The organism is Pseudomonas sp. Xaverov 83 (assembly GCF_019352905.1).
Taxonomy (GTDB): domain Bacteria; phylum Pseudomonadota; class Gammaproteobacteria; order Pseudomonadales; family Pseudomonadaceae; genus Aquipseudomonas; species Aquipseudomonas yamanorum.
In genome coordinates this window covers 72,924-79,776 of the sequence record NZ_JAAAFU010000092.1, presented here as the reverse complement: position 1 = coordinate 79,776, position 6,853 = coordinate 72,924, and the positions used below count along the sequence as shown (strand labels likewise).

The following is a 6,853-nucleotide window of genomic DNA, read 5'->3' as shown; positions in this document are numbered from 1 at the left end:
CTTGCTGGGCCTGGAAAAGTCCTCGGTGAGCCGTATGGTGCGCAAGCTGATCGAGGCGGGCGAGCTGGAAGAGTTTGCCAACGAGGACGATGCCCGCTCGAAAAAGCTGCGGCTCACCACACGAGGCCAGAAGACCTTACGCGACATTGAAACGTTTGCCCGGCGCCAAGTGGGCGAGGCGATTGGCGACTTGTCCAGCGAACAGCAAGAGGCCGTCAGCCGCGGGCTTGATCACTACGCCGCAGCCCTGCAAACCCAACGCACCGGCGCCCGGCAGCCAAGGCACTACAGCATCGCCCGGGGCTATCGGCCTGGGGTGATTGGGCGCATCGCGCAGATGCACGCGGAGTACTACGCCAAGCATGCGAATTTTGGCCAACCGTTCGAAAGCCTGGTGGCGGCGGACATGGCCGAGTTGATGGGACGCCTGGCCAACCCGCGCAACGAAGTGTGGGCGGTACTGGATGGGACGCAGATTGTGGGTTCGATTGCCATTGATGGCGAGGGCGAAAACGGCGAGGCGATCTTGCGCTGCTTCATCCTCGACCCGTCGGCCCACGGCCAGGGTTTGGGTAAACGGCTGTTGCAAGAGGCGCTGGATTTCTGTGACGGGCACCGGTTCCCGGCGGTGCGGCTGTGGACGTTCAAGGGCCTGGATGTGGCGCGCAAGCTTTATGAAAGCGCAGGCTTTGTGCTGGAGTCGGAACAGGAGGGGCAGCAGTGGGGCAAGTCGGTGGTGGAGCAGTGTTTTGTGCGGCACGCTGTTTGACGCAACAGCGCCCCATGTCATGGGGCGCTGGCGCCTGGCCGGTTAAAAGTCCCAGCGCGTGGTGAGCATCACATTGCGCGGGGTGCCGTAGTAGGCCGTGTTATAGAACCCGATGTTGGTGTAGTACTGCTTGTCGAACAGGTTGTTGACGTTCAGCGTCGCGGAAAGATGTTCGCTGACCTGATACTTGGCCATCGCGTCCACCACCCAATACGCTTCCTGCGAGAATTCTTCGTTTTGCGCCTTGGGCCGGTTGTACACCACTTGCCAGCTTCTGCTCTGCCAGCGTGCGCCGCCGCCGACGGTCAGGCGGTCCAGCGGGCCCTTGAGCTTGTACGAGGTGAAGAAACTGAGCTGGTCCTCCGGCTCCCAGGTCGAAGCCTTGTCGCCATGTTCATCCCGCAGGATCTTGTGGGTGTAGCCGGCCTGGGCCTGCCAGCCCGGCGCCAGTTCGCCGGACATCTCGGCCTCGAAGCCCTTGGTCTTGGCCTTGATGCCTTTTTCGGCATATCCCAGGGACGGATTGGTAGGCGCGGCGTTGTATTCGGCGTCCGGCTCCGCGCGGTTGGTTTCATGCACTTCGAAGTAGGCCACGCTGGTGTTGAGCCGGCCCTCGAAGAACTCGCCCTTGAGGCCGGTCTCGTAGTTCTTGCCTTCATCCGGTTCCAGCAATTTGTTGTTGCGGGAGCGGCTGTAGCTCGACGGCATGAAGATGTCGGTGTAGCTGGCATACGCGGTGAAGTTGTCGTTCAGGTCGTAGGTGACCCCGGCGTAGGGCACCAGCTTGCCGGTCTCGGTAGAGTCGTCGTCGCCACGCAATTTGTAGTTGGCCACGCGGCTGCCGAGGAACAGGTTCAGGTCGTCCGTGAGGTTGAAACGTGCGGCCATGTAGCCGGCGGATTGCCGGGTGGTGGCATCGATGGTGCGGGTCGGCGCGCCCCAGTCTGGCTCCGGCACATTGCCGTCGAAATTCCAGAAATCGATCTGGTTGTTGCCCACATAAGTGGGGGCGCCGTAGTCCTTTCCGGTCCAGTGGGAATTCGAGGCCGACGCGCCAATCACCAGTTCATGGGTACGGCCCAGCAGGCTGAATGGGCCGCTGGCGTAGACATCGCCCGAGTCGGCGCGGGTATTGCCGGTGAACTTGTTCGCGTACAGGGACGACAGTCCGGTCGCGGGAAACGGGCCACTCATGATCGAGCCCAGGGGCGCGTCGTAGCCCATGATTTGGTGGGTGTATTGGCCCTTGATCACCCAGCCATTGTCGAAGTTATGCTCGAGGGTGGAGAACGCGCTGCGGGAATACTGCTCCCAACGGCTCCACTTGGCGCCGTTGTTGTAGGAGCGTTTCACGTCGATGCGGTTGCCGCTGCGATCGAACAGCGCACGGCTGCCGGACCAGCCCGAGCCTTGCGGGTCGCTGTTCTGGTAATCGAAGCCGACGGTGAGCAGGGTGTCTTCGGTCAGGTCGGCTTCCAGCGTGCCGAAATACACATTGGTGTTGCGCTGGTAGTGGTCCATGAACGAGTGCTTGTCCTGATACGCCGCCACCGCGCGGCCACGCACGTTGCCGCTGTCGGTCAGCGGGCCACTCACGTCGATCTGGGAGCGATAGTTGTCCCAACTGCCGGCGCCGAGTTCCACGCTGGCCTTGAAGTCGCGGGTGGGCTTTTTGCGGATCAGGTTGATCGTCGCGCCAGGGGCGCCAGCGCCGGTGAGCAGGCCGGTAGCGCCCTTGAGAATTTCCACGCGGTCATAGATCGCCATGTCGGTCAGGGTCTGGCCGGACGAGTAGGCGGAGTTGCGCAGGGTAGGAATGCCGTCGTACTGGAAGTTCTCCACCGAGAAGCCGCGTGCGTAGTAGTTATTGCGCTCGCTGTCGAAGGTCGACACGGTGATGCCCGGCGTATGGCGCATCACGTCATCGATTGAGGTGAGCGCGAAGTCATCCATATGCTGGCGCGTGATCACGGTGATCGACTGCGGGGTTTCTCGTGGGGTCAGCACCATGCGCGTGGCGGTGGCAATGGTGCCCGGGGTATAGGAACCACTGCCTTCGGTGATGGTGCCCAACTGGTTGGCAGTGATCTCTGTGGCGCCCAGCGACAGCGCGCTGCCGGCTACCGGCAGGCTTTCCAACTGATAACCATCGGCATTGCCGGTTGCGGCGAAACCGGTGCCGGCCAGCACCTGCGCGAACCCGTCCGCCACGCTGTAGCTGCCGCGCACACCGGGGCTGTTCAACCCGGCCACCTGTTGCGACAGGAACGAAATCGGCACACCGGCGGCCTGGGCGAAGCGGGTCAGTACATCACCGAGTTTGCCGGGCGCGATGTCGAACGCCTGTACCTGCTGTTGCGCGTAAGCCAGGCCCGGCACCGCCAGCGGCAGGCAGCCAAGCAACAGTCGACTGGCCAGTAACAGGCCGCCGCGTGTGGGGGTTGAAGACATGTTATCGGTGCTCCTTTGGATGTTGGCCAAGGAAAGGACGCGGTAAAACCGAAAACACGCAACGCTGCGTAAGAATTATCCGGCGGGGACTTTCAGGCGCACACGCGTGAGCCACGGGGTGTACGTGCTGACCTCAATCGGCAGGGTGCGCGTGAGCAGGCGCAACGCGCGGTCGCTGTCGTCCGTCGGCAGCATCACGGTCACCCGAATGCCTTGCAGCGCCTTGCGATCGAACATCAGCACACCTGGGCGATGCCGCGCCAGGCGCTCAAGCACATCCGCCAGCGGCTCGTCATTGGCCAGCAACTGGTGGGCCGTCCAGGCTTGCTGCTGCGCCTGCACATCGACACTTTTCGGCGTGCCCGGGCCGTTTGCATCCAGGCGCACTTGCTCGCCGGGGCCGAGGGTGATCGTGTGCCCGGCACTGTCGATGCGGGTTGAAGATTCGAGCATCTTGACCACCGTGGCGGTGTCGCTGAGTTCGACGATAAAACGCGTACCCAGGGCGCGAATGCTGCCCTGCGGGGTGTCGACATAAAAAGGCCGCTGGGCATCCTTGGCCACCGCCACCAGGAGTTCGCCGTGCAGCAGTTGCACGCGGCGTTCGGTAGCGTCCAGGTGCAGGTTCACGGCGGAGTTGCCTTCCAGTTGCAGGTCACTGCCGTCGGCCAGCAGCGTTTGGCGCCATTGGCCACGGCCGGTACTCAGGTCGGCGAACAGATAGCCACGTTGCTCGTACTGGTACGCCGGCACGCCTGCCAGCAGCAGGGCCAGGGCGAGACACTTGACCAGCGTTGCCGCGTGGCGCGGCTGCCGGGCCCGGCGCAATGCGGCACGGGCCGGGGCTTGTTTAAGAGGCAGCAAGTGGCCCTGAAGGCGGGCAATGGCTTGTGGGTGCTGCGGGTCGGCGGCCAGCCAGGCGCGAAATGCCTGTTCGCTGGCGTCGTTGCCTTCGTGATCCAGCCGCACCAGCCATTCGGCAGCCTGGCGCAGCACAGCGTGGGGCAGAGGCTGGTTCATGGCTGGGCGCACGCATCGCACGCCAGCAAGGCTTCCACCAGATCGTTCTGTACCGTGCGCACCGAGACCCCGAGGCGCTGGGCGATTTGCGCCTGGTCCAGGCCTTCGAGGTAACGCAGGATGAAGGTGTCGCGTATCCGCTTGTTCATGCACGCCAAGGCTCGATCGATCGCTTCAAGCATTTGCGCGGCTTGCAGGATCTGCTCCGGTGGAGGCGCCTGTTCAAGGTACGCGGCGCAGCGTTCGAGCTCTTCGCGGTAGGCCTGTTCCAGGCGTCGGCGGCGGCCATTGTCCATCAGCAACCGGCGCGCGATGGTGGCCAGATAAGCCCGTGGCTCACCCGGCGCCACGTAAGTACCCGATGCCAACAGGCGTACGAAAGTGTCTTGCGCCACGTCGGCCGCCTGATGGGAGCAATGCACACGACGCCGCAACCAGGTCAATAACCAGCCGTGGTAGCCGCGGTACAGCGCATCGAGCGTAGGAGCGTCGGTGGGCGAAGACAGCTTCATGAGAGAGAGTCGTAAGTGAGAATTAATCCCATTCTAGTGGTTTAAAACTTCGGGCTGCAATAGACGGTCGCTTGCCGGATTGATCAGTGCCGTTAACACATGGTCCGCCCAGACCCCGTTGATCCTAAGATACGCCCGCGCTTCACCTTCTCGTTCAAATCCCAGCCGCGCCAACAGGCGCGCGCTACGCTCATTCTCTGGCCGGTAGTTGGCCATGATTCGGTGCAGCTGCATTTCATCGAATACATGGGCAATCGCCGCCGTCAGCGCTTCGTGCATCAAGCCTTGGCCTTGTGCGGATTCAGCCAGCGCGTAACCCAAGTGACAGGCCTGAAACGCACCGCGCACGATGTTGCTGAAGTTGCAGGCGCCGATGATTTGGTCCTGGCTGAATATCAGCAGGTGCAACGCTTCGCCGCTGGCGGTTTTGTCGGCCATGGCTTGGAGGCGTTCGGTGATGGCGTCCAGTTCAAAAAAGGCGTCGTCACGCGAAGGCTCCCACGGCTTCAGGAAATCGCGATTTTGCAGCAGGTACATTTGCAGGACGCGAGCGTGGGAAGGGTGGGCGCCCAGCAGTATGAGGCGGTCAGTGCTGATGCCGGTAGCGGGGAATGTCATGCGTCACCTTCTTGTGGTTTGCCAGCCGGGCTATCCTGGCGCTTCAGTCGTACAGAATCCAGCCAGGCTGGCATTCACATAATTCTTACCCGGGCACAGCTATGATGCTCGTCCTTATGCAATAAGCCTGACAGGGCAGCCCATTATGAATGTGAGCGTTCTCTACGCGTTGGCTGCTGCGGCGTTGTTCGGCGCCAGCACTCCGCTTGCCAAGCTCTTGGGGCTGGATACGCCGCCCATCCTGTTGGCAGGGCTGCTCTATCTGGGCAGCGGCCTGGGCCTGGCCGTCGTTCGGTTTGCCCGCGACCACGGCTGGAAACGGCCCGGGCTTGCAGCCGGAGAGTGGCCCTGGTTGATGGGCGCCATCGTCTTTGGGGGCGTGCTTGCGCCAGTGGCGCTCATGTATGGCCTCACCCGTACAGCGGGCGCAACCGCATCGCTGATGCTCAATCTTGAGTCAGTGCTCACGGCCGTGCTGGCGTGGGTCGTGTTTAAAGAGAACGCAGACCGCCGGATTGTGATCGGCATGATCGCCATTGTATTGGGCGGGCTCGTTTTGTCGTGGCCGCAAGGGACGGCGACGGCTCATGATTGGACGGGGCCGCTGGCCGTGGCGTTCGCCTGTTTTTGCTGGGCCATCGACAACAACCTGACCCGTAAGGTCTCCGCCTCGGATGCGCTGTTTATCGCCGGGAGCAAAGGCTTGGCGGCGGGTGTGGTCAATTGCTGTTTGGCGTTGGCCATCGGGTCGCAACTGCCAGCCGTGGCCACGCTGGGGTCCATCATGGTGGTTGGGCTGTTGGGGTATGGCGTGAGTTTGGTGCTGTTTGTGCTCGCTCTGCGCGGGCTTGGCAGTGCGCGCACCGGCGCCTATTTTTCCACGGCTCCCTTTCTTGGCGCGGTCATCTCGATCCTGATCCTGGGCGAGTCGGTTTCGCTGATGTTCTTGCTCGCGGCCGCCTTGATGGCCATCGGGGTGTGGATTCATCTGATGGAACATCATGCGCACGAGCATCAGCACGATCCCCTCACGCACGGTCATCGCCATACACACGACGAGCACCACCAGCATGTGCATAACTTTGAGTGGGACGGTACCGAGCCACATAGTCATGCGCATGAGCATGCACCGATTCAGCATAGCCATGCGCATTTTCCCGATGTGCACCATCGGCATAGGCACTGACGTATCTAGGGCAATAGGGCCGTGTACTTTTCTTCAGGCATAAAAAAACGGCCTACCTTTCGGTAAGCCGTTTTTAGTACTTGGTGGCTACACAGGGACTTGAACCCCGGACCCCAGCATTATGAATGCTATGCTCTAACCAACTGAGCTATGTAGCCAAGTGGCGCGCATTATTCGCGGAGAACGGGAATGCGTCAAGCGCTTTTTTTGAAAATTTATCTACGCTATCAACTGTTTAACGGGAAACACCGGGTTTGGTGACGAGCGGTTGGGGTTTGCGCAGGTCCCAAGGCGGCG

Annotated in this window: 6 protein-coding genes and 1 tRNA gene; 2 read left to right on the top strand and 5 right to left on the bottom strand. The window is 61.9% G+C overall.

Features of this window, described 5'->3' with window-relative positions:
• Window positions 1-769, top strand: a 769-nt coding sequence (locus K0H47_RS29180; RefSeq protein ID WP_257626765.1) for a bifunctional helix-turn-helix transcriptional regulator/GNAT family N-acetyltransferase, incomplete at its 5' end; no start/stop codon positions are given.
• Window positions 770-811: 42 nt separating this feature from the next.
• Here K0H47_RS29180 and K0H47_RS29175 read toward each other — a convergent pair.
• The 4 genes from K0H47_RS29175 to rimJ all read right to left on the bottom strand — a co-directional run bounded on the left by K0H47_RS29175 (window position 812) and on the right by rimJ (window position 5,370).
• Window positions 812-3,220 (bottom strand): TonB-dependent siderophore receptor, encoded by a 2,409-nt coding sequence (locus K0H47_RS29175; protein ID WP_219274020.1) that lies wholly within the window; start codon window positions 3,218-3,220, stop codon window positions 812-814.
• Between the two features lie 75 nt (window positions 3,221-3,295).
• Window positions 3,296-4,240, bottom strand: a complete 945-nt coding sequence (locus tag K0H47_RS29170; RefSeq protein ID WP_177026468.1) for a FecR domain-containing protein — start codon at window positions 4,238-4,240, stop codon at window positions 3,296-3,298.
• Entirely contained in the window at window positions 4,237-4,752 is a 516-nt protein-coding gene (locus K0H47_RS29165) for a sigma-70 family RNA polymerase sigma factor (protein WP_063033157.1), read from the bottom strand. The genes K0H47_RS29170 and K0H47_RS29165 overlap by 4 nt, the downstream gene beginning before the upstream one ends.
• A gap of 33 nt (window positions 4,753-4,785) precedes the next feature.
• Entirely contained in the window at window positions 4,786-5,370 is a 585-nt protein-coding gene (rimJ, locus tag K0H47_RS29160; RefSeq protein ID WP_063033156.1) for a ribosomal protein S5-alanine N-acetyltransferase, read from the bottom strand.
• A 145-nt stretch (window positions 5,371-5,515) separates the two neighbouring features.
• Between rimJ and K0H47_RS29155 the strand changes: the two genes are divergently transcribed.
• On the top strand, window positions 5,516-6,556 hold the full coding sequence (locus K0H47_RS29155; protein ID WP_219274019.1) for a DMT family transporter: 1,041 nt from the start codon (window positions 5,516-5,518) through the stop codon (window positions 6,554-6,556).
• Between the two features lie 81 nt (window positions 6,557-6,637).
• Here K0H47_RS29155 and K0H47_RS29150 read toward each other — a convergent pair.
• Window positions 6,638-6,714: transfer RNA gene (locus K0H47_RS29150), tRNA-Met, on the bottom strand.
• Between the last annotated feature and the right edge of the window lie 139 nt (window positions 6,715-6,853).